This is a genomic window from Paenibacillus hubeiensis (genome assembly GCF_032334105.1).
GTDB lineage: Bacteria > Bacillota > Bacilli > Paenibacillales > Paenibacillaceae > Paenibacillus > Paenibacillus hubeiensis.
Map to the genome: position 1 here is coordinate 59,751 of NZ_JAVYAE020000008.1, position 20,201 is coordinate 79,951.

Consider the following 20,201-nt stretch of genomic DNA (forward strand, 5'->3'; position numbering starts at 1 on the left):
GCTCCTTCTCCATTCATGTCGTTTGCTCGATTTCACGTCTCGTTTCGGAAGTCCCCAAACGGTAGATCTCTCCGTATACGTTTTGCAGCGCTATTTCGTAGGCACGATTTACGGATTCCTCCGGTGTATCTGGCCAGGGCAATACCATTCCCGGAAAAGCCTCCTCTTCCTTCTCCTGCATTACATTAAGCAGTCTCTGCAGCTGCAGGGCTTCATCCGGTGTGGCTTGGATGGTCCATTCGTACGATGCAGCATGTTGGTCCGGTAACACGGAACGGCCAGCCACCGAAACGTAGTAAATGGGCTTTCCCATATTTAGAAATTCTCCTTTGCGTGGCATGCTTCGAACCTGGTCCTCAGATATAGTTTCCGAAGCGGACAGACATTTTATGCCTACTTTCGGCATATATTTGTTACACTTCCGACGAAAAAACCGTATTTGCTGGCCGTGATTACAAGATAAGAAAACATCTATACAGATCAACACTCGACTAAGAAAGGATGAACAAACCATGTGCGGTATAACCGGCTTCATACAATGGAATCGGGATTTGACCCAGGAATCGGAGCTGCTTGTCCGAATGACGGACAGTTTGTCGAACCGGGGGCCCGACGCTTCAGGTACATGGATTTCCAACCCATGCGCTTTTGGTCATCGCCGGCTCAGTGTCATGGATCCGGAGAACGGAGCCCAACCGATGCATGCGTTTCAGGGAGATACCTCTTATACCATCGTGTATAACGGAGAATTATACAATGCGCCCGAGTTGAAGAAGGAACTTCTTCAGCGAGGATATCATTTCCGCACGCAATGCGACACCGAAGTGCTGTTGACTGCTTATATCGAGTGGGGACCAGCCTGCGTGGAACGCTTTAACGGCATTTATGCTTTTGCGATATGGGATGGGGCACGGGAGCAGGTATTCATGGCGCGTGACCGCCTCGGTGTCAAACCCCTGTTCTACAGCCACGTAAAGGACACGCTCGTTTTTGGTTCGGAGCCCAAAGCACTTCTTCTGCATCCGGACGTGGATGCAGCCGTAGGCCCTGAAGGATTGGCAGAAGTTTTCATCATCGGTCCGGCACGAACGCCCGGCCATGGCGTATACTCCTCCATGCATGAGCTCAAGCCTGCACATGCGCTCGTTTATAACAGGGATGGTGTTCAGATCTATCCGTATTGGAAGCTTGAAAGTGCGGAGCATGAGCACAATCTGGACGAAACAGCCGCCCAGATTCGTCTGCTTCTGCAAGATACGCTGGAGCGGCAGCTCGCTTCCGACGTTCCCGTATGCTCGCTGTTGTCCGGCGGACTGGACTCCAGCGCCTTATCCGCACTCGCCGTGGACTACTATAACCGGACGGGACAGGGGCAGGTGAGTACCTATTCCGTAGATTACGTGGACAATGCCAAGCATTTTCAGGCCCATTCCTTTCAGCCGGGTGCGGACGGACCATGGATTCAACGCATGGTCGACGAATTGAAGACGGACCATCACTGGATCGAAATCGAGAATGGCGACCTGGTCAAGGCCCTGACACAAGCGATGCTGGTACGCGATCTTCCAGGCATGGCGGATGTAGATTCTTCCTTATACTTGTTTTGCAAGGAAATTAAAAAAGGAGCTACCGTCGCCATTTCGGGCGAAGCAGCCGATGAAGTGTTCGGCGGATACCCATGGTTTCATCGGGAAGAAATGCTGAATTCGGGAACGTTCCCCTGGTCCGTTGCGCCTGACATGCGAGCCAGCTTGTTATCCCCTGACGTCCGGGAATGGATTCGTCCACTGGACTATCTCGCAGACCGATATGCAGACGCTGTAGCTGAAGTACCCGTCCTTCCGGGCGAAAAGGGAAAAACGGCACAAATGAGGGTCATGTCCTACCTGAACATTACACGTTTCATGCCTACTCTGCTGGATCGCAAAGACAGGATGAGCATGGGTGCCGGTTTGGAAGTACGCGTGCCTTATTGCGATCATCGATTGATTCAGTATGTATTCAATATTCCTTGGGAAATGAAAATAACGGGAGGACGGGAAAAAGGCATTCTCCGTAAAGCACTGGAAGGTGTATTGCCGGATGATGTACTGTACCGCAAAAAAACCCCGTATCCCAAAACGCATAACCCACAATACTTGGCCGAGGTCAAAAAACAGGTGCTGGATATACTGGACGACTCGTCCTCTCCAATACTGCCCCTAATCGATAAAGAAAAAATTCGCGATCTGGCCTCCTCACCGGATGCTTCTTCCAATCTTCCGTGGTTTGGCCAGTTAATGTCGGGTCCGCAATTGTTCGCCTATTTATCGCAAATCAATTCGTGGTTGAGCACATATAAAGTGAGCATTCGTTAAGCTCAAAAAAGCACCCTTCTTCAGTAGCGTTTAACTGAAAAGGGTGCTTCCATATGGGCAAATCTTTATCGCTGCATGGCCGTGATCGCATTACGTTCAAGCAAACCTTCGCCGAAAAGCTCTGCAAACGGAGAATCGGCCATATGAATATAACCAATGTAACAACCACATTTGCTCATGCCGCATGGCCGGTCAGCCGCCAGCGATTCCAATCCGTCACGGTACAGATGACCGATGATGCGCCGATCCTTGTAGCAGCGTCTCACATGACCGGAGCCTTGGACATAAAACACCGTCGAACCAGCGGCACAGGCTTTGCCCAAACTCGGATAGTCGCGCAAATTCCCCTCGAACAACGGATCGATCGATTGCAGAAAACGGATCTCTTCAACAGAATAATAATTGGGCTTATCCTTAAATGCATTTACCCACAAATATACGTCCTCCGGCAATGCCTGACGCATCGATTCGATCGCAGGAAAGGCGCTTCGCAGCCCCACAGTTCCCACACTGAAATCAAGTCCCAACTCACGCAAAGTCAGACACTGCCTAACAAAGTTTTCCTCTTTGGTTTCCCGCGGATGATACGTCGCCCAGAAGGCTGCCGTTTCCCGATTCAATTCCCCGGCCCAGTCCAACTTGACAGACAGATTGGTCTGCACGGCCACTTTCTCCACATGCTCCATATGCGAAAGCTCCACCATTGCCTCACGGTACCAGCTTCTTATGAGCGCTTCTCCATACGGATTAAAGAAAAGGGACAACCGGTGACCCGCGGCGGACTGTTCTCTCACCCAATCCACAAACTGGCGCAGCTGTTGTTTATCGAGTTCCAGCGTTTCCTTCGAGTCCACCGTTTTGCTGAAAGGACAATACGGGCAATCGTAATTGCAAGACGACAACTTGCCGCGATAATACAGGGTAGCCTTCATGAGAACACGAATCCTTCCATCCGGGAACGGATCTGTGCCGAGATCAGCCAGTCTCCGATCGCATCCGAATAACCGAGCCCGTCCTCGTTCAGCCTTAAAATCGTTTGGCCGTTCTCCTGCTCCAAACTCGCCATGCCTTCCGTCATGAGCTCGGATAACCATGAATAATCGCTCATAACGTCTGTCCCAAACCTGTTCTTGTAATCGATCAAGGCGAGTCCTTCACGATGCAGGAGAGCCTTCAGCATAAAGCGCCGTTGCTGTTCATCCCGGGTCAGCACGATCCCGTAATCCGCTTCATCATATCGTTCGGCGGCCACATAATCGGCGATGATGCTTTGGGTTTCTTTGTAGCTCACGCCATACTTGGAAGCATAATGCACCTCGCGTGTATAGGAGCGGGCACCGCAACCAAGCCCGACCATGCCTTCCTCCTGACAGCTGTAAGGCAGAAGCCGCTTGTCTGAAACAGATGGCTCTTTGGCAAACCGACGCATGGAATGCTGCACGTACCCCCGGCTTTTCAATACTTCCCGAGCAGCCTTGTATAACTCCATCCGAATGTCAGGCCCCTGCCGCTCAATGTCATCGGGCTTTACGATCGTATTCTCGCGCGTATACAGCGGATAAATGAAAATCTCTCCAGGTTCATAGGAGAGTGCACGCTCCAGGGAGTATAACCATGATTCAACGGTTTGCCCCGGCAGGCCGTAGATCAGATCCAGATTGAGCAGCGGAAACGAATAACGGGCAAGCTTCTCCAACGCGCGCTCAACCTCCATCGGTTTTTGCGGGCGATAGATCGCTGCCGCTTCTGCCTCGATAAAACTCTGGATGCCCATGCTGACACGATCCACCCTGCGCTCCTTCAGTATGGATAACTTTCCGTCGGTCACGGTATCCGGGGATGTCTCGACCGAAATGGAAGCCTGATGCGCATCAAGTCCCATTATGTTTTCCGCGATATCGAACAGTCGGTTCAACTGCCCTTCATTCAAGAGCGTGGGGGTGCCTCCGCCAATCGCAAAACGCGAATACGGCCTGCGCGACGTAAGCGGCGCCCACTGCCTGGCCTGGCGTTCCAGAGCATCCACATAGCGCTCATGGGTATCGTCACGCCGGTCAGGCAGCGTGAACAAATTGCAAAATCCGCAGCGCGCAGCGCAAAACGGAATATGCATGTACAAAAAATACGTCTCCGTCTCTTCCCGCCCCCAGAGCGGCCCAAGCGGAATCGGCGGGTCCAGTTCGCGATATGCCGTCTTGTGAGGATACGAGTACAAATACGAGCGGTAGGGTATAGAAAGGGCTTCCCTAAGTCCGATATGAGGTCCGAACCCGAGTCCGAAACCGGAGTCGGGCTGTACGGAATTGCCCGGCGTCACCTTTTGAATCAAGTCGTCCATCCTGTGCTCCCCTTTACAAAAAAAATTCCCGGTAAGGCACGTTCCAGACTGCTTCATGCGCTAACCGGTGCCCCTGATAACCATCCTCGCCATAACAGGTGCCGTGATCGGAAAAAGCCAGACAGAACGTCGGCCGCGAACGCTTCCTCATCGCATCAAACAACGGTCCGAGCGCCTTGTCCACGTACCTTAGCGCAGCCCGCTGCGTTTCGACGGAATCCTCCCGGGCCCCCTCCACGAAATACCGATTCGGGCCATGTATGGCAGATACGTTCAGAAACAGAAACAACTTTTCGTCCGGCGCTGCCTGTTCAAGTAATTTCAAGGCATGCCGGACCTGATGTTCCGTGGAACGCGGGTTCGTGACGCCAAAGTTCATGCGCCAGTAACTTTGCTGGAAATAGCCGGGCAGCACTTTGGCCAGCGGGTTCTTTTTGGTAAAGAAAATGACGCCGCCGATGCAGATCGTCCGGTACCCTTCCGCCGCAAGGCCGGATACGATGTCGGGGGTGTCAAAAAGCCAAGTATGGGGGTGCGTCTTTAGCCCGGTATTCCGGGAATGGAACAGGCGCACATGAGATGCTTTGTCCGTATTGGCGGGCGTCGGCATGAACCCGCCGAAAAAAGCATGGTGGGCCGCATAAGTAAAGCTGCCAGGCGTATGACGTTTCTCCCACCCGCCAGTGCCGCACAGGTTGGGACAATTCTCTTCCTCCAGCTTGGCTGCGTCGTAACGAAGCGTATCCAGCGTAATCATCAACAAATCATGGGAGCCCACGATGGTGTTCATATCAGGCATTGGTGCAAAGGCTCCTTTCGCAATAGTTCCATTTCCCATTCGTAAGTTCCGAGTCCGTTCCATTCTACCCTGTACAGCAAATCGCCAAAAGGGTTCACGTCAAGCACGTAAGCGCGCGGTTCCGATCCGCTCAGCATGACGTCGATGCCTGCAGACCAGGAATTCGGAAAGGCGGACATCGTCGCCATCGCGGCCGTCCGCACGCGTTCCATCCGCGCTTCGGACAAGCCCGCCGCCTTCGGCAGCATGCGCTCGTTTCGCAGGTGCAAATTTGTGATCGGGGTACGGCTCAGCCGTACGATCGCGTGTCCGGCAAGACCACCGGCCACCAGCTGCCGTACGTCATAGCTGCGACCCTCCAGGGTAGCCTTGGGCATCCAGCGCTCGATCCGCGCCTCCTCCGCACACAGCCAGTCCAACAGCGTTTCGATGTCTTCCCCGGACGTATACCGGCGGAGTCGTCCCTCATTATAGAAAAACGTTTCGCCTGCGCTGCGCTCCATGCCTACAGTCGTCACCGCGATTTCCGCGCCCGTACGCGGGTTCAGCTGATAAGCGACCACGCCCGAAGCACCCGACCCGCTGGCCAATTTCACAAAGACGCGATGCATGCCCGAGTCCAGCATCGCCGCCCGCAAGCCGGCGTAACTCCTTACATGTTCCGATTGCGGCAGCACTGGAGGTACGGATATGCCATGATCGCCCAAATGCCGCTGGCATTTTCTTTTGTCAAACATGATGGCGATATCCTTCGGTTCATTCAGGAAACGAGCACTCGGCCACAACTCCCGCACCTCTTCATCAAGCCGATGCAAACATGCCTTCCAGCCACGAAACCACTGGCGTGGAGCGTAAATGCGTCCCCACACGTACTCCATACTCAGCGCATCTTCGGCAGCAATAAACATCGACCCGGCAGAATCACGATTGGAGTCCTTCTCTTGACCAAGTCCCTCTGCCGCACCAAGCGCGATCAACTCACGTTCCACCATCCAGTCCTCGCCCGGCGCATCAAGCCGGACCAACACGGGGCCGCCCCCCCTCGGCTCCCGCCATTCCTGTCCGGCAGCATCAGCTATCGAACCGCCCAATCGCCAAGTCTGAAGCAAGCGGGCGTAGGGCAGCACGATCGCAGGTTTTAAACCGCATCGGCGCCTGGCCTGCTGCATGTCCTCCGTGCGGCGGTTATCCGGGTTGCCGATGACCATCATGGGCACGTCTCCCCACGTCTTACACCGATGATCCGGCAAGCTTCTGCCGAAACCCGCATTGGCATGATCAAGCATCATTATTCCGTTAAGGCCGGATAACGCCAATCATCCTCATCGCCGTCCTGTTGATCGCTGACGTTTACAGGTAACCCCGAGCGCTTCCAGCGAATCAGCATTTCATCCGTCATGTAGTGGTAATGAAGATCAAGATGCTTCAGCCCCTTGATTTTATCGCTGGCCAGCAGCGCTTCCGCGCCTTCATCGGATAACGTGCCTTCGGAAAGGTCCAGCACCTCAAGCTGATCCATGATCGGTGCCTGCACCACCGCTTTGGCGATTTCGTCCTGAATTTCGCTATCCTTCAATCCGAGGTATACCAGTTTCGGAAAACGTTCTTTATCCATCAAAGGCAGCACATCCTCCAGCGAACCGTCAAATCCGTAATCCTCCACGCCAAGATACACTTCCAGCTTGCGCAGTTCAGGCAATTCCGCTTTGGCGATGGAAGCCAGCACCCCTTTCGGGAGACCTCCGCAGACAATGACGAGTTCCTCCAGTTTGGCATGCCGCAGCGGTTCCAGGCTAAGCTCATTGCTCCCCTGTACCGTGAACGATGTAAGCTCCGGAAATGCTCCGAGCAAAGGCGTCAAATCCGTCTGGACGATCCACGACACCTCGCATTCCTCACTGTCCATTTCTCCTATGTACAATTTCCTCAGTGCCGGAAAATTCGGAGCCAGTCCGACCAGCGTGTCGATGAATTCCTCCGGCGAATTTTCGTAAGCCTGCCCCCAGTCGCCGATGATGAGGCTTTCCAACGTTTTGCTTTCCGGCTTGCCCGCGAGTTCCTTCAACAAACCCTCCATGCGAATGCCTTCCTCATAATCGTCGTAAGAGACCGTAAGCTTAACTTCCTGCATGCGCTATTCCCCTCCATTTGAGTTCATAAAATGGTCCGTCACCCTGAAATGGTACCCCATATCGCCCAAGGCTTGCAACTTCTTCCAACCGCTGCCCTAGACGAATGCAGAAACATGAAACTGCTAATTCAACCCCTGAAAAAACAGGAACATATGTTTCCATTCTAAAATATGGATTACGCTCTTGCCAATAGGTATTTGGGTGGAATTACAATTACGGAAGGCTAATGCCAAAACGAAAAAAAGCGTTAATAACAGGTGGTCCTCCCCGTAAAAACGTAGAAAATGACCATCCTGCAATAAACGCTTTAGTTCCTTCAAGCCGTATTCACACGGGAGCAGCAGCAACTCATCTCTTATAATCCGTCCGTTTTATCGCTTTCGGTCCCCGAATGCTAGGCCTTGATTCTGTCTACGAGCGCTCGAAGCGCATGACCCCGATGGCTGATGGCCTGCTTTTGCTCCAACGAAAGTTCAGCCATCGTTTTTTCGTATTCGGGCACGTAAAACAGCGGATCGTAGCCGAAGCCGCCTTCGCCGGCGGCATCGCTCGTAATCCAGCCTTCCACGGTTCCTTCTGTCTCGTATTTGTCTCCGGTAGCGGGATCGTACAACACCAATGCGCAGACAAACCGTGCCGTGCTGAGCAGCGGCTGCTGCGTGTCCTCGCCGGATTTGAGCGATTCCAGCGCGGCCAGAAGCTTCGTATTGTTACGTTCGTCGGTGGCGCCTTCTCCAGCGTAACGGGCTGAATACACCCCCGGCTCGCCGTCCAGCAGATCGACGCAGAGACCGGAATCGTCCGCGAGCACAGGCATGCCAAGCGCATCCCCTACCGCTTTCGCTTTCTTCCAGGCGTTCTCGGCAAAAGTAGTGCCATCCTCAACGACGTCCGGCAGTTCCGGATAATCGAACATGCTTTTGACCTCTTTGCCAAGCGGCGCGAAGGCATGGGCAAACTCCCTGACCTTTCCCTGATTGCGAGTAGCAACGATGATCGTTGGGCTGTCCAGTCTCATCTCAAGCCTCTCCCAAACCTTTGGCGCCGATCTTGAGCGCAATCGGTCCGAGCACTTCTTTCTGGCGTTCGATCATCTCCAGAATGCCGCGCTCGCCAAGCTCCAGCATCGTGTTCAACTCGCGACGGTCGAATGGGGCTTCTTCGCCCGTGCCTTGGAGCTCAACGTATTTACCGCTGCCGGTCATGACCAGGTTCATGTCCACTTTGGCCTTGGAATCTTCGTCGTAATTCAAATCGAGCACAGGCTGCTCGCCTACAACGCCAACGCTGACCGCTGCGATGAAATCCGTAATCGGGAACACCTGCAATTTGTGCTGCTGGGCAATTTTGTTTACGGCCAGCGCCAGCGCGACGAAGGAACCGGTAATGGACGTGGTGCGTGTCCCGCCATCCGCTTGGATGACGTCGCAATCGAGCGTAATCGTCCGTTCGCCAAGGGCCTGCAAGTTGACGACCGAGCGAAGGGCACGGCCGATCAAACGCTGGATTTCCATCGTGCGCCCGGTCAGCTTGCCTCGGCTCGCTTCCCGCTGGTTGCGCGTATGGGTTGCGCGCGGCAGCATCGAATATTCCGCCGTAACCCAACCCTTGCCTTGTCCTTTCATGAAAGGAGGAACCCTTTCTTCTACCGTTGCGGTACATATGACTTTCGTATCTCCGACTTCAATCAATACAGAGCCCTCGGCGTATTTGTTCGTATTAATTGTCAAATTCATCGGCCGCAGCTGTTCGCTGTTTCGTCCGTTAGATCTCATCATTTCTGCCTCCTACGACTTAAGCATCCTGTAATGTCGAGCATGTATTGCACATTAAGCATCCCTTATATTTTACCAAAGAGTTCTTCCAAAAGCACCCTAAACGGAGTCCTATATTAAATCGGAATTTCGTTGATGTGCTCGGGTTTGGAAACCGGAGCGCTGTAATCCTGATTATCATCGGCCATGACCGCTTTCTCCCCGTTCCATTCAATCTGCACTTTGGCGTCCTTGCCGGATGCGTTTTCCGTCGTCGTCAGCACGACCGATTGCAGCAGTTCGCTCGGCACCGGATCCTCTCCGGTGAACATGTCGTCCTTGAGCGCCACCGTCACGGTGCCGTCTTCCTCCGTTTTGACCGATTGCAATTGCGTGCCGCCCGTCATGACCTCTTGAAGCTCGGTATTCTTCGCAGGTCCTTTAATCAGCTCATTCAGCGCGGCTTGTACCTTGTCCCCGCCCGGAGCGACAAATCTCGTGACGGGAACATAATATTGTATTCCTGACGGAGAGGCTGCGGAAAAGTAGACGGTTACCGGACTGCTGTTTGTTGCAAAACTGTCGCCAAGATCAAGGTTGATGCCCACGGTGCGGTTCAGCCGTTCGGACAAAGGCGTGCCGTTGACCGGCATCTGGGACAGCTTTTTGCCGTCCACCCAAATCTGTACGTTTTCCACGTCCGGCAAACCCGTCAATGTCCAGGTAATGGCCTCCAGGATCTGCCGCTCGTTTTTGGCTTCGTATTTGGCAAAGTTGCCCGAAAACTCCACCACGGCCAGCTTGTCATCCGGATGAACCGTTACGTTCTGCACCACGGTCCCCTGCGGGAGCACGCCCTGAAATCCTTCAGGCAGCATGCCGGCATAAGCCCCGCCCAATACCATCGCATCCAGCGCCGTTTTGGGATTGCTTGCATCCACGCTTGCCGGCAGATTGAAGGATACCGGAGCAAGCAGCCCCTGTTGATCCTGCAGGTAGACGGTCGTGAGCGGAAGAGTCGCCATCTTGCCGTTGCTCTCGGCAGCCTGGATCATGGCCGCCTCCTGGATCGGCGGCGGCGGATCGATGGCCTCGGATGACTGTGCCCCCAACATGCCGCAACCGGACAGAACAATGGGAATTCCCAGCAGCGCTGCTGCCGATGCGGCACGCAAATGACGGATCTTTCTCATGATCACGTTCCCCCTCATCATTTTTACAGTTTGTACTACCATGTATACGAGCCTCTGTTCAAAAAATAACTACTTTTTCAAACAAGCCCTGCTCTGAACAAACTCTACATGGTAATGACGGTACTTGGGCGAAACAGACAAGGAAACCAAATCCGCCGGATGACGTATTAGGAGACTAGGGTAAGGACATTGCTAATCTCAGAGGAGGCATCGCCCATGACACATCCCGAACACGAAAAAATCCCCTACAGCCTGAACAGCCGCAAAGTGGCTGAGGCTACGAGGGAATGGCTTCATAAGCGCGGCGTCACGATCCCCGAGATCGCCGAACTTGTCATGCTTTTGCAAAAGAGATATTATCCGGGTCTAACCATGGAGGAATGCATCGAAAACGTGGAAATGGTGCTTCGCAAACGCGAGGTCCAGAACGCGGTGCTGACCGGCATTCAGTTGGACTTGCTCGCAGAGGAAGGCAAACTGATCAGTCCGCTGCAGGAAATGATCGAGAACGACGAAAGTTTGTACGGCGTGGACGAGATTCTTGCGTTTTCCATCGTGAACGTATACGGCAGCATCGGCTTCACTAACTATGGTTATGTGGACAAGCTGAAACCCGGCATACTTGATCGTCTTAACGATAAAAGCCTCGGACCTGTCAACACCTTCCTCGATGACATCGTTGGTGCCGTTGCGGCAGCGGCCAGCAGCCGGATCGCCCATCGCAAACAGTCTGAACGCGAAGAAGCGATGGGGCAGCAACCCGTCAGGGATGACGGCATCTGATCCATCTCCCTTCAACTATGTCATTTCCACACGATGGGGTAAACTGAAAAAAGCGGCCTTGGGCCGCTTTTTTCGCTTCCGTTTTTTGCGTTTCCGCCGGGTTAAACTTCCCCTGCATGCTCCTTCAGCCGTTCCGTCCCGTCAACTCTCGCAAAGGCATGCCGTCGGCCGATGGCCTTGGCGGTGTATGGTTTGATCCGATGGTGATCTGAGGGCCTTTGCGTTCCCGCATCATTGCGCGCAGCACCGTCATGCCGATGACGCAGAGCCCGGTGAACACATACATCAAGCGAACGATCACGTGATCCGAATCCGTGCCGGTCATTAATCCATGGAACAACAAGCCGATGAACACGGGGTATGATAACAAATGGATCATGAACCACCACTTGCGGCCCAGCTTGTTCCGCAGATCGCTGGATAAAAGTACGACGATCAGGCCGTAAAAAGCCAGCGTGCCCAGTCCGCTGCCAACCGGATGCACCGAAGCCGTGAACGGGATCAGCAATTCCCCCCAGCTGAACGGGCTGTAATAATCGATATACAGCGTTAATGCATGAACCAGGCCGATTCCGAAGGCCAGCCAGGTTGTTTTGGTATGCCATTTGTACATTAGCGCTTTCGGCTTTCCTTTGGCTGCCGGCATTCCCTGGGCAATTCCCAGAAACACGCTTGCAAAGAGCATCAGATAAGCGGCGATGCCCGTTATTCGAATAATGCCCCACGTCGGCAGGTAATTCACGATCCATTGTGCCATATCGGCTCCCCCATATCTAATCATCTTTTCTTACAGCAAATGAAAACGGTGATCGGGATCGATGCCGGGCCAGCGTTTCTCCAGCAGCTCCGTATCTCCCCTGAATATTATGTTTCCTTCCTTGGTAATCCACAGAACATCATGGGGATCATGATGCCGGTTCAGCCAGCGCAAAGCGTCCTCGCTTCCCAAGATGCAGACGGTCTTGGCGATGATTTCGCACTGCGAAGCATGTTTGCCAAGAACGGTGCATTGAAGCACATCCGTCTCTGCCGATGCCATCGTGCGCGGATCAATGAGGTGATGGCTGATGCTTCCGTTCGTCAGCATCCAGCGCCTGCGCCAAATACCGGAGGTCGCCACAGCGCCGCACCGCAATTGGATGCTTCCGGTCAAATTCCGCTTCTCTAGGAAGGGATCGGTCACATAAATCGTCCACGACGGATGATCTGACGTCCCCCATGTCTGCATATCGCCCCCTGCATTGATCATGCCTGCCGGTATGCGCAGCGTCCGCCGCAGCCACTCGGCAATGCGTTCTACGGTCCAGCCCTTGACGATGCCGCCCAGGTCCAGCTGAGTTCCATGGTCAATGTGCACCATGCGGCTGCCCTCGCGCTGTATCCAGCGGGGACGGCTGTAATCGTACGGCTCTGTCGTCGAATGCACGGACCGCTCATGGGTTCGCATTATCTCAGTAATCCGAATCTTATCCGTCATCGACGGCTGCGGTGCAAATCCATTCATTTCTTGCCCAAAGCTTGCCTCATACCCTTGCTCGCGCAAGGCTGGCAGAATGCCGGGTTGAAAAATGCCTTCCGTCTGGCCCATGTATCCGTAAGCCAAGCTCAGCACTTCATCCATGGCAGCGGATACCGGCATCCAGCCTGTTGAGCGATTCAGGCGGCTCAATTCGCTATCGGGCAAAAACCGGCTAAAGCGCCGTTCCTGCGTCTCGAACCAGTCTCTGATCAGCGCTTCGGCCTGCATCGCTTCTTCCAATCCGGTTGCCAGCTGCACCTCCACATCCGTATTCATCGCACGGAAACGGAAACGGACAGGACGTACGCCGTGCTCCGTACGGCTCATGAGGCACCTGTGCGTGACTGGTAGCTGCCACTGTCATAACCGGAGCCCGAACCCGTACCCTGACTGCCTTGCGAGGAAGAGCGATCCGCATCGGAACCGTCCGTATACGAACGTTCGGGAACCGCATTGCGCCCGTCTTGCATCCCGCTTCGTTGCCCCGCTCTAAAATCGTCGTGCCATTCGTCCATCACATCGTCCCGATTCTGGCCAGCGCTGGAAGAAACATCCGTGGCATCCGAGCCATTCGCTGCCGCATAGGCGGCATCAAAGGCATCGGACGATCTTACATATTGAAAGAGCCCAGCGACAGCCAATGTGGCAATCGCCGATATTTTCCATTTTCTCCATGGATCTTGCCTGGTTTTGGTCATCGTGTTCCCCTGCCTTATTCATCAAAGTTTATGGTCCCATGTTATGCCCATTGGCTTAAAACAACATGAATGAACCGTTAAGGCAGGCTAAAGCTTGCGCAAAAGACGGCCATGAACCCAAAAAAGCCCGCAAGCGGGCATAATTCCGCTTGCGGGCCTTTGAACCCGGACAACCGCTTCAACCTTTGCTGAAACGTTTAGTGCAGGCTGCTTCAGGCGGTTCCATTGGCGACAAAAACGAATTCCCCCTCGGAACGCTGCTCCTGCTTGACGATTCCCCGACTTACAAGCTCCTGCAGGTGGGCCAGCGTTTCCCCCATGGCAAATCGAAGCTGCTGCGTACCAAGACGATCGCTAAACATCCAAATGCAAAGGTCATATGCGTGCGTATCCGCCTCACGAATCCGTTCCGCCATCTTATTCAGCCGTTCTTCATGATGCGTCAGCAAATAGGAGACTCGTTCGGCAAAAGCGGCAAACGGATTTCGATGGCCAGGATAGGCAACGGCCACATCCAAGGTGCCGAGACGGTGCAGGCCGGCGATATACGTGGCGAGCGGTTCGGGATCACTCCCTGGCTGCAGGCTGACGTTCGGCGAAATTTGCGGAAGAACGGCATCCCCGCACAACAGCTCTTTGGTTTCCGGCGCGTAAAATGAAAGATGCCCCGGGGCATGTCCCCCCGTCTCAACAGCCGTCCAGCGTTTATTCCCCATGTCCAGCCATTCCCCATCGGCAACATACGTTACTTCAGGCAGCGGGGCAACCTGGGTGTGAAAACTTTTCATATGCAATCCAAGCTGCTCCACTTTGTCCGCAGGCATGCCATGACTTCCGAAATAGGCAGGGAGCACCTCATCTATCGCTGCATCCTCCCCCCACATCGTTTGCGCCTCCTGATAAGATCGCTTGGACATGCGTACAGGCGCACCCGACTTTGCCTGCATCCATCCGGATAGACCCAAGTGATCAGGATGATGATGCGTCAGCACAACCTGACGAATGTCCACAAAGGAAATGCCCAGCCCTTCCAATGCTTCAGCCCACTCTTGCTCCGTTTCGGACGTGCGCGGTCCCGGATCGATAATGGTCGCTCCTCCATCCGCCTCGAGCAGAACATAGCTGTTCACCCAGCGTAACGGATAAGACATGCTGATCTGTATTCGATGCATGCCTTCCGGCAAAGGTATCGTTTCTGATCGTTTCATTGGTTTCTCCTCCCGGCTTACTCCTCTGGCCGATGGCCCACAAAAATCATGCGCGGCGACGACGTGGCATCATAGATTTCTTCATCGTAACCGCCATGGACCTGGTCCACCTCAAGCCCCGCTTGGGCGAGGAGATCTAGCATTTCATCGCGTGTATACAGTTTGACTCGTTCTTCATAGTTTCGGGGATCTCCCCCTGTTTCAACATCGGTAATCCGAATGTGTTTATGTACGTACCCGTCCCGAATAATGCGCTCTTCTTGAATCCGTTGTCCTTCATCCTCGCGTTCGGATCGGGCAACAAGATGCCGCTTTACATAGGCCGGGTTCAGAAAATCGATGATATAACGGCCCCCCGGCTTCAGCACCCGCCGGATTTCGCGCAATACCTTGAGCTGTTCCGCATCTTCACGGAAATAGCCGAATGAAGTAAACAGATTAACCACTGCATCATAATCGTTTTCCTGCGGCAGATTGCGCATGTCCGCCTGAGCCCACCGTACACGCTGCCCGGGATCCATCCTGCGCGCTTCACGAAGCAGCACTTCCGACAGGTCGATTCCCGTGACACGGAATCCGGCCTCAGCAAGCGCAAGCGAATGCCGCCCCATCCCGCAGCAAAGATCAAGCACTTTAGATCCCGGTTTGAGCCGCAGCCACTTAATCATGTCATGCACTTCATGCTCCGCACCTTGCACATCCCGGTGTTTATAGACAAGCAGGTAATCCTCTCCAAAGCTCTCTTCATACCATTCCGTCATTGCAGTTCGCCCTCCAACATGGTCAATAGCTTGTGTCTGTTTGAGTGTGCTTACATTGCATGTGCTGTATGTGGTACAGGCCAGGAGCGTTTCTCCAATGCTCTAGTCATTGTATCTCCTTCACCACCCAAACTCAAAGCATTCCGTATCTTCGTGTTGAACACCTATATAGGCAACAATATAATGGTAAACATGATCGCATGCCTTCAAACGGGTAAAAGATAACATACATATCATGCCGCAGGAGGTGGAAACTCATGATTCGAATCGGACTAACGGGCTGGGGAGATCAAGATGACCTCTATCCGCTTCGTACCAAAGCCAAGGACAAGCTTTCCCTGTACGGGCATTACTTTTCCACCGTCGAAGTGGATAGCACCTTTTATGCCGTTCAGCCCAGGGACCGCATGGCGCGCTGGGCGTCGGAAACGCCGGACGGATTTTCTTTTATCGTCAAAGCCTATCAGGGCATGACCGGCCATTTGCGCGGCAAGCCCTATTTCAACAGCACCGGGGAAATGTACAAAGCATTTCGCGATTCGCTCGAACCCGTCATGGAAGCAGGAAAAATGCAGGCAGCGCTGTTCCAATATCCGCCATGGTTCGACTGCAATAAAGACAGCGTCCGAGAACTGCGCGAGGTCAAGCTGCGCATGGAAGGCATTCCGTGCGCCATCGAATTCCGGCATCGCAGCTGGTACGAGGGAGACATGCGTGAGCGGACGCTCGCTTTCCTGCAAGAGCAAGGCTGGATCCATAGCGTGTGCGACGAGCCGCAAGCCGGGCAAGGCTCCATCCCCATCGTTGCAAGGGCAACTGATCCGGAGATGACGCTGGTGCGCATGCACGGGCGCAACGTTTCCGGCTGGCATCAGAACGGCGCACCGAATTGGCGCGAAACGCGGTATTTGTACCGCTACAGCAAGGAAGAGCTCAGCGAGTGGAAAGTTTATCTGGAGGAGCTTCAGCAGCAGAGCAAGGACGTGTTCGTCATTTTCAACAACAACTCCGGCGGCGATGCCGCAGCCAATGCCCAAATGATGATGGAGCTGCTGGATCAGCCGGTTAAGCCGTTCCCCGACCGGACAGAGCCAGAGGAAGAAGAAGGCCCCGAGCAGCTGGAGCTGTTTTGAGTCAAATCATTCTAACGAACCCAGGAAGTCTTATTCGGCACTTTATCGCAGGTTTGGGTGGCTAACGAACCACAGACACGCTATTGTACGTAAAATCAGCCTTTTTCACCAAATTGGCCTTTCATAAGACCGCTGATGTTCGTAAGCATCCATCTTGCGTTCATACTCCGAAAATAAGGTTCAAGATTCGTTAGTCCTGGCACCGCTGGTTTAAACTTAAGAAAAAAAGGAGCAAATCCCAACCGGATATTCTATTCCGCTGGGTTTTGCTCCTTTACTTTTTGCGTTGGGTTGGCTCTTTCTATGCGTAGTAGCATCGCTTTCGGTTTGCCTATGAATCTTAACGGTCTAGTTCATGGGTTGCATGGGTTGCCGGACGTTCATCCCTATCGTTGCAGCGCGGCATCCGAGTCTGCGGACGATACATGGCCTGCAAGCTCTTGGTTCATTTTATAGGCCTCTACCCCGGCCAGCAGCACGATGCCGATGCCGTGGGTATCGTTCAGGATCCATCCCAGATCATCCCGGTAGTATAAAGCGGTAAACGAATAGCCCGAGCCGCGGCATACACCGTAAACGTTGCCTTTTGTGTCGATGGACAGACGAGTCATGCCTTCCCATCCTTTACGTACGGCCTCCAAGTATGGCTGCGGCTGCTCCAGCCAGCCCTCGCGAATGCCGCGGGCGAAGGCATAAATGAACATGGACGTGCAAGAGGTTTCCTCATAGGAATCCGGACGGTTCAGCACCTGATGCCAAAGCCCGCTGCTGCCTTGAAGCGCAAGATAACCTTCGCATAGATCGCAATAGAAATCGAGCAAGTCCGCACGTTTAGGGTGCTCTTCTGGCAGAATGGACAACAGTTCCGTCAACGAGAACAATACCCAGCCATTCCCGCGTCCCCAAGGAATGCCCGTGGCGCTGCCGCGCACGAAATCGTAGACGTGGGACATGATCTTCAGCTCCGGGATGTACAGGTACTTGCGGAACATGAAAAATTGGTTGACCGCATCGTCCCAATACGACGAATCATCCACCCACCGGCCGTAACGCATCAGAAACGGCGTGCTCATGTACAGATCGTCGCACCACATCGTTTCCTGGCGCATCTCTCCGCTGCCGCGGACCCGGTAAAAGGCCCCGTCTTCCAGACGTTCCTGGTCGTCCTTCATATAACGCGCAATCCGGTGAGCCGTATCGAGCCCTCCCCGTATTTCGCCCAGCTCCATCGCCGCAAGCAGCGTAGAACCGAACGAGCCGCAATCGTCAAGGCTGTCGATCGCGGACAGCTGATTGTTGATCCCGGCTGCCCCGTAATTGGCCCTGTCCCAGAGTGCATAGCGATCAAACGAGGTGCTGAGCCCGATATGGTCGCGCACGTACTGCACGTAATCGCTCCGACCGAGCTCCTGCCCGGTGCGCAGCAGCCCAAGCAGCGTTACGCCGAGCGGGTAGTTCCATTTGCCGTAATGCGTGTTCTCCAAGTACGGCCGCACGCTGGTATCTGGCAGGTCCACTTGCCAGTATACGCCTTTGTCGCCATCGTCGAACACGGTGTCCGTAACCGTGATTTCATCCGGTCCCGGCTCGCTTCCTGCAGCAAAAGTTCCCGTGTACAGCCATGGGTCGGAACATCCGCAGACCGGATGAGGCGGCCTTAACCTCCAACCGCCACCCTGCGGCTCTTCCAAAGTAAATCCCCAGTCGTTCTCGCCCTGCTTCCATTCGCCCCTGGCGACGAGATCTGCCGGGCCGTAACGGCGATCCAGCTCCACCCGATATGTGCCGCTCTCCGATGAGACGTATGCCTGCCTGCCATCAACATACAACGTCAATGCACCGATATGCTGACCTTCCAGCACCACGGGCGACGTTCCAGGCTCTGTGACGTCCAGCTTCGTCCAGGCATAAGCCACTCCCGGCTGGTCCATCCCGAAAATCCGGGCAAATGAACCCGAATTCAGCTCCTCTGCACTCCATTCACGGCGAGGATACCATGTCAAACCGGTATCTTCCTCGCTCATGCCGTCGCGGGGAAGCGAGGAGAGAGGTTCATCCAGCGGCTCGGAGTAAAGCCAGCCCTCTTGTCCGGCACGATCAAGCCCTGGCGTGAGGAAGTGCAGCGGAAAGTTTTTGAACGAACCCGTTCCGTAAATGCCGCCGAAACCGACCTTCGTTTTCACAAAACAAAGCAATACGTCGTTCCATCCAGCATTGACCCCGATCGGAATGGACGTCCTTCTCTCGGGAAACAGCTCCTGCAGCAGCTCTGATCTGAAAATTTCCTCGCCATTCACGTACACCGTGACCGGGCTGTAGCAGTTAAGCCCCGTATTCAGCGTTGTTTCCTGCTGGCTCCACAGCTTGCCCCATACGTACACGTACTGCCCAACCTTCGCATCTGCCCACTTGTCGGCCAAATTCAGATCGTAACGGTAATCGCCCAAACGGCGGAATCCTCCACGATGATAGGCCCTGAATAAAAAGGAATGCTTGGGATGATCGCCAATGTAACGCTGGGCCACCGTCGTCAAAATGTCCGGAATCGAATCATGTACCTTGCCTGCTATCGCTTCAGTTTCATGAAAATAACGAATGATCGTCAGCTCCCTTCCCCGACCAGGATTTGTTCCGCGAACTTGCGCGTCTCCCCTGCCTTCACTTCGACCACTTGCTGGTCCAGCGTAAACCAAACGGACATGGCTGACGGATTATGCACGATCGTGCGGTCTGCCGAGCATTCGAGACGTTTGACGGCTTTCCAGTAAGCAAGCACCTCCCGATTGGTGGCATACCACATGTCGTCCCGTCCGCCGATGGTTTCCGCAAAGGTTTCGATGATTTCCCAATTGTCGTTGTCATTGAATTCGTAACTATGTCCCCACACATACAGCAGCAGCGGCGTGCCTGTCTTCGTATGCCGGATGAAACGATCCGTCTGTGCGGCCAGATCGTGGCTGTGGTGGCAAGTCGGATGCCATTCCAGCGGTCTCTCAGGCAAGGTGAATTGCCCATGGGAGCGAACCGTACGGGCATAATCGATGCCGAGCCACTCCAATTTCGTGCTAAGCACCCGATCATATCCTCCGTTGGGGTACGCCATGCCTCTGACCGGATAACCGACGAGCTGTTCAAGCGCCTTGCGATCCTCCGTAATTTCTTCGACCAACACTTCATCGGGAACATACGTCAGCGTAGGATGCGTCACCGTATGCACGGCAACCTCGTGTCCGGCATATAGCTCTGCCACTTCTTCCTTGGCGACTTTCCCTTCTTTGCCGAGCAAGCCCGAGTTCAGGTTAAACGTGCCCCGCAGCCCATGCCGGTTCAAGATGTCAACCAGCCTGCGGTCGTGAATCACGCCATCGTCATAGCTAAGCGTCACGGCTTTCATCACGCCGCCCGGAAAGCGATCGAACTGAATGCGATGTACCATTGAATAGCCCTCCCCAGAATTGAATTCCACCAAAACTTTTGCAGCAGCCATCTTTCCATTTGCAGCGTACATCTCCCATGCCGATGAAAC

Annotated in this window: 19 protein-coding genes; 3 read left to right on the plus strand and 16 right to left on the minus strand. The window is 54.2% G+C overall.

Features of this window, described 5'->3' with window-relative positions:
- Window positions 1-13: 13 nt before the first annotated feature.
- Entirely contained in the window at window positions 14-313 is a 300-nt protein-coding gene (locus tag RSX24_RS19810; RefSeq protein WP_343261599.1) for a hypothetical protein, read from the minus strand.
- A gap of 199 nt (window positions 314-512) precedes the next feature.
- Between RSX24_RS19810 and asnB the strand changes: the two genes are divergently transcribed.
- The gene (gene asnB / locus RSX24_RS19815) at window positions 513-2,357 is read left to right on the plus strand and encodes an asparagine synthase (glutamine-hydrolyzing) (protein WP_343261600.1); all 1,845 of its coding nucleotides are present in this window, start codon (window positions 513-515) and stop codon (window positions 2,355-2,357) included.
- 65 nt (window positions 2,358-2,422) lie between these two features.
- On the opposite strand, the gene RSX24_RS19820 is transcribed toward asnB, so the two are convergent.
- The 8 genes from RSX24_RS19820 to RSX24_RS19855 all read right to left on the minus strand — a co-directional run bounded on the left by RSX24_RS19820 (window position 2,423) and on the right by RSX24_RS19855 (window position 10,573).
- Window positions 2,423-3,289, minus strand: coding sequence for an STM4011 family radical SAM protein (locus RSX24_RS19820; RefSeq protein ID WP_236414442.1), 867 nt, complete (start codon window positions 3,287-3,289; stop codon window positions 2,423-2,425).
- Window positions 3,286-4,695 (minus strand): STM4012 family radical SAM protein, encoded by a 1,410-nt coding sequence (locus RSX24_RS19825; RefSeq protein ID WP_343261601.1) that lies wholly within the window; start codon window positions 4,693-4,695, stop codon window positions 3,286-3,288. Before RSX24_RS19825 ends, RSX24_RS19820 begins: the two co-directional genes overlap by 4 nt.
- A 13-nt stretch (window positions 4,696-4,708) precedes the next feature.
- On the minus strand, window positions 4,709-5,494 hold the full coding sequence (locus tag RSX24_RS19830; protein ID WP_343261602.1) for an STM4013/SEN3800 family hydrolase: 786 nt from the start codon (window positions 5,492-5,494) through the stop codon (window positions 4,709-4,711).
- Window positions 5,482-6,705, minus strand: a complete 1,224-nt coding sequence (locus tag RSX24_RS19835; protein WP_343261603.1) for an STM4014 family protein — start codon at window positions 6,703-6,705, stop codon at window positions 5,482-5,484. Before RSX24_RS19835 ends, RSX24_RS19830 begins: the two co-directional genes overlap by 13 nt.
- Window positions 6,706-6,782: 77 nt before the next feature.
- On the minus strand, window positions 6,783-7,625 hold the full coding sequence (locus RSX24_RS19840) for an STM4015 family protein (RefSeq protein WP_236414449.1): 843 nt from the start codon (window positions 7,623-7,625) through the stop codon (window positions 6,783-6,785).
- 395 nt (window positions 7,626-8,020) lie between these two features.
- A complete protein-coding gene (locus RSX24_RS19845; RefSeq protein WP_236414451.1) occupies window positions 8,021-8,644 on the minus strand; it encodes an XTP/dITP diphosphatase in 624 nt (207 codons plus the stop codon).
- Window position 8,645: 1 nt separating this feature from the next.
- The gene (gene rph, locus RSX24_RS19850) at window positions 8,646-9,404 is read right to left on the minus strand and encodes a ribonuclease PH (protein WP_290371430.1); all 759 of its coding nucleotides are present in this window, start codon (window positions 9,402-9,404) and stop codon (window positions 8,646-8,648) included.
- Window positions 9,405-9,517: 113 nt separating this feature from the next.
- Entirely contained in the window at window positions 9,518-10,573 is a 1,056-nt protein-coding gene (locus RSX24_RS19855) for a GerMN domain-containing protein (RefSeq protein WP_343261604.1), read from the minus strand.
- A 216-nt stretch (window positions 10,574-10,789) separates the two neighbouring features.
- Here RSX24_RS19855 and RSX24_RS19860 point away from each other — a divergent pair, with 216 nt between their 5' ends.
- Window positions 10,790-11,356 carry a phosphatidylglycerophosphatase A family protein gene (locus RSX24_RS19860; RefSeq protein ID WP_236414455.1) on the plus strand — a complete coding sequence of 189 codons (567 nt, stop codon included), beginning with the start codon at window positions 10,790-10,792 and terminating at the stop codon, window positions 11,354-11,356.
- Window positions 11,357-11,480: 124 nt separating this feature from the next.
- On the opposite strand, the gene RSX24_RS19865 is transcribed toward RSX24_RS19860, so the two are convergent.
- The 5 genes from RSX24_RS19865 to RSX24_RS19885 form a co-directional block, all read right to left on the minus strand.
- Complete coding sequence (locus RSX24_RS19865; RefSeq protein WP_339274320.1) at window positions 11,481-12,113, minus strand: ferric reductase-like transmembrane domain-containing protein; 633 nt, start codon at window positions 12,111-12,113, stop codon at window positions 11,481-11,483.
- A 30-nt stretch (window positions 12,114-12,143) separates the two neighbouring features.
- On the minus strand, window positions 12,144-13,202 hold the full coding sequence (locus RSX24_RS19870; protein ID WP_343261605.1) for an FAD:protein FMN transferase: 1,059 nt from the start codon (window positions 13,200-13,202) through the stop codon (window positions 12,144-12,146).
- Window positions 13,199-13,573 carry a hypothetical protein gene (locus RSX24_RS19875; protein ID WP_343261606.1) on the minus strand — a complete coding sequence of 125 codons (375 nt, stop codon included), beginning with the start codon at window positions 13,571-13,573 and terminating at the stop codon, window positions 13,199-13,201. Before RSX24_RS19875 ends, RSX24_RS19870 begins: the two co-directional genes overlap by 4 nt.
- Window positions 13,574-13,785: 212 nt before the next feature.
- Window positions 13,786-14,781, minus strand: a complete 996-nt coding sequence (locus tag RSX24_RS19880) for an MBL fold metallo-hydrolase (RefSeq protein ID WP_343261607.1) — start codon at window positions 14,779-14,781, stop codon at window positions 13,786-13,788.
- A 17-nt stretch (window positions 14,782-14,798) separates the two neighbouring features.
- Window positions 14,799-15,542 carry a class I SAM-dependent methyltransferase gene (locus RSX24_RS19885; protein ID WP_343261608.1) on the minus strand — a complete coding sequence of 248 codons (744 nt, stop codon included), beginning with the start codon at window positions 15,540-15,542 and terminating at the stop codon, window positions 14,799-14,801.
- Window positions 15,543-15,799: 257 nt separating this feature from the next.
- Here RSX24_RS19885 and RSX24_RS19890 point away from each other — a divergent pair, with 257 nt between their 5' ends.
- Window positions 15,800-16,675, plus strand: coding sequence for a DUF72 domain-containing protein (locus tag RSX24_RS19890; RefSeq protein WP_236414461.1), 876 nt, complete (start codon window positions 15,800-15,802; stop codon window positions 16,673-16,675).
- Window positions 16,676-17,061: 386 nt separating this feature from the next.
- Here RSX24_RS19890 and RSX24_RS19895 read toward each other — a convergent pair whose 3' ends face one another.
- A complete protein-coding gene (locus tag RSX24_RS19895) occupies window positions 17,062-19,122 on the minus strand; it encodes a glycoside hydrolase family 88/105 protein (protein WP_343261609.1) in 2,061 nt (686 codons plus the stop codon).
- Between the two features lie 155 nt (window positions 19,123-19,277).
- On the minus strand, window positions 19,278-20,111 hold the full coding sequence (locus RSX24_RS19900) for a polysaccharide deacetylase family protein (protein WP_343261610.1): 834 nt from the start codon (window positions 20,109-20,111) through the stop codon (window positions 19,278-19,280).
- Between the last annotated feature and the right edge of the window lie 90 nt (window positions 20,112-20,201).

Excerpts from the sequence above, each read along its gene's own strand:
- RSX24_RS19810 (WP_343261599.1), bottom strand. The coding sequence starts at position 313 with ATGGGAAAGCCCATTTACTACGTTTCGGTGGCTGGCCGTTCCGTGTTA.
- asnB (WP_343261600.1), top strand. The coding sequence starts at position 513 with ATGTGCGGTATAACCGGCTTCATACAATGGAATCGGGATTTGACCCAG.
- RSX24_RS19820 (WP_236414442.1), bottom strand. The coding sequence starts at position 3,289 with ATGAAGGCTACCCTGTATTATCGCGGCAAGTTGTCGTCTTGCAATTAC.
- RSX24_RS19825 (WP_343261601.1), bottom strand. The coding sequence starts at position 4,695 with ATGGACGACTTGATTCAAAAGGTGACGCCGGGCAATTCCGTACAGCCC.
- RSX24_RS19830 (WP_343261602.1), bottom strand. The coding sequence starts at position 5,494 with ATGCCTGATATGAACACCATCGTGGGCTCCCATGATTTGTTGATGATT.
- RSX24_RS19835 (WP_343261603.1), bottom strand. The coding sequence starts at position 6,705 with ATGATGGTCATCGGCAACCCGGATAACCGCCGCACGGAGGACATGCAG.
- RSX24_RS19840 (WP_236414449.1), bottom strand. The coding sequence starts at position 7,625 with ATGCAGGAAGTTAAGCTTACGGTCTCTTACGACGATTATGAGGAAGGC.
- RSX24_RS19845 (WP_236414451.1), bottom strand. The coding sequence starts at position 8,644 with ATGAGACTGGACAGCCCAACGATCATCGTTGCTACTCGCAATCAGGGA.
- rph (WP_290371430.1), bottom strand. The coding sequence starts at position 9,404 with ATGATGAGATCTAACGGACGAAACAGCGAACAGCTGCGGCCGATGAAT.
- RSX24_RS19855 (WP_343261604.1), bottom strand. The coding sequence starts at position 10,573 with ATGAGAAAGATCCGTCATTTGCGTGCCGCATCGGCAGCAGCGCTGCTG.
- RSX24_RS19860 (WP_236414455.1), top strand. The coding sequence starts at position 10,790 with ATGACACATCCCGAACACGAAAAAATCCCCTACAGCCTGAACAGCCGC.
- RSX24_RS19865 (WP_339274320.1), bottom strand. The coding sequence starts at position 12,113 with ATGGCACAATGGATCGTGAATTACCTGCCGACGTGGGGCATTATTCGA.
- RSX24_RS19870 (WP_343261605.1), bottom strand. The coding sequence starts at position 13,202 with ATGAGCCGTACGGAGCACGGCGTACGTCCTGTCCGTTTCCGTTTCCGT.
- RSX24_RS19875 (WP_343261606.1), bottom strand. The coding sequence starts at position 13,573 with ATGACCAAAACCAGGCAAGATCCATGGAGAAAATGGAAAATATCGGCG.
- RSX24_RS19880 (WP_343261607.1), bottom strand. The coding sequence starts at position 14,781 with ATGAAACGATCAGAAACGATACCTTTGCCGGAAGGCATGCATCGAATA.
- RSX24_RS19885 (WP_343261608.1), bottom strand. The coding sequence starts at position 15,542 with ATGACGGAATGGTATGAAGAGAGCTTTGGAGAGGATTACCTGCTTGTC.
- RSX24_RS19890 (WP_236414461.1), top strand. The coding sequence starts at position 15,800 with ATGATTCGAATCGGACTAACGGGCTGGGGAGATCAAGATGACCTCTAT.
- RSX24_RS19900 (WP_343261610.1), bottom strand. The coding sequence starts at position 20,111 with ATGGTACATCGCATTCAGTTCGATCGCTTTCCGGGCGGCGTGATGAAA.